We start from the raw sequence: 1,588 nt of genomic DNA on the forward strand, positions 1-1,588 counted from the left end.
CTAGCCTTCTTACTGTTTCAACTTTGTCAAAAGAAAGCATGTTCAGATAATCTTCTTTGCTATTTAAATGTTCTGGATATTCTATCATCTCTCCCTCCTAAACAAAATGACGCGTATGGCTACATCCACGCGCCGCAACTTGTTCATTTCCACCATTGACGATCATGGCGGCTCGAGTAAAACGCCCATTATCCGTTGTATTACTCCAGCTACCACCCCCTAACAATGCTCTCATTTCAAACGTATTTTGCGTACGGCTTATGGGTATAGGAAACGTGCCCGATAAAAATTGCCAAACATAACCGCAACCATCCTCACAACCGATATGCGAGATCATTCGACGATTCGCCGTATCCTTATATCCACCTGAAACCTTAGAGGTTGGTTCTTTCTTGCCAACAATATGTGTCTTTTCATTGCTTCCATACATAGCAGAAGCAAACGCTTCATCACTCAGTAAAGATTTTTTAACACGCGCCATATCTGTTACATGTTCGGTATAATTACGGTTTGTTGTTATATTGGTACGATACATTGATTTCGTATTTTCACCCGTCCCTGACTGAAGATAAATATCAACCCAAAGATCTTGCAAAGGATCATAAACCATACCTTCTGGTGAACTATGCGGGCGGTGATTGAGACACCAAACTGAATTGGGTAAAATATCCCCTGCCCTATAACCAGACAAGGGGTGACCGGAAATCGTACCAACATCCGCACAGAGCGTATGAAACCCTCCTATCTTTCGCGAATTACTCACTGTGTAATCCCTTGGATACGTAGAGTTTTCTGATAAAACAAATTTATGAGACTGTCCTCCATCAGAAACCAAATAAACATAATAATCCTTCCCCGCCGAAAGAGAAGGAACGCTTATTCTTGTATCTACCGTATAACTTGCAACCAAAATATCATTGCCTAATGCCAAAGTTATGCGTGTTCCTTTTTTCAAGGTTAATTGCGCTTTGCCTGTCGCTACAAGAAACGGTGTGGAAATTGAAAGAACCGTTAAATTGGACTGTTTTAGTAAATTGTTTACCTCTTCCGCTAGCGCTTTTGCCTGTGAAGCTACTGTATGGGCTGTTGTTGCCGTTGCTAGGGAACTCTTGATCCCTCCAAGCTCTTGTTTCGTCGTATCGGCTGTTTTTTTGGCTTCTTCTGCTGTCCTTTTCGCTCTATCGGCTACTTCCTTGGCTTTTTCGGCTTCGCTCTTGGCTTGATAGGCTTGTGAATCTGCCGACTCGGCTTTTTTCTTGGCTTCTTCTGAGTACATCCGCGCTAAACTTACGGGGGCTTTAAAATTCTCAACCACTTGGTTGATATCGATAACCCTACTCCTCGCAGACGAGGCTATTTTCTCTGCATTTTCTGCCTGATTGCGCGCTTGCGTCGCATCATGTCTTGCATAACCAGCAGACTCCTTGGCTTCCTTGGCTATTTTTTGTGCCTCTTCCGCTTCTTCTTCTAAAGACGCGGCTTTCTTACCCGCTGTTTCGGCTGCCCTCTGCGCCTCTCCTGCTATATATTTTGCATTACTCGCTATTTCCTTGGCTTTTTCTACTTCATTCTTGGCTTCATACGCTCG

1 pseudogene is annotated in these 1,588 nt (G+C 43.5%); it reads right to left on the reverse strand.

Going from position 1 to position 1,588, the window contains the following annotated elements:
- Positions 1–97 precede the first annotated feature (97 nt).
- Positions 98–1,588 (reverse strand): annotated as a pseudogene (locus ACFIJW_RS04835) (hypothetical protein); the annotation flags it as partial.

This window comes from Bartonella sp. MM97QHHN, from assembly GCF_042194285.1.
Classification (GTDB): domain Bacteria; phylum Pseudomonadota; class Alphaproteobacteria; order Rhizobiales; family Rhizobiaceae; genus Bartonella.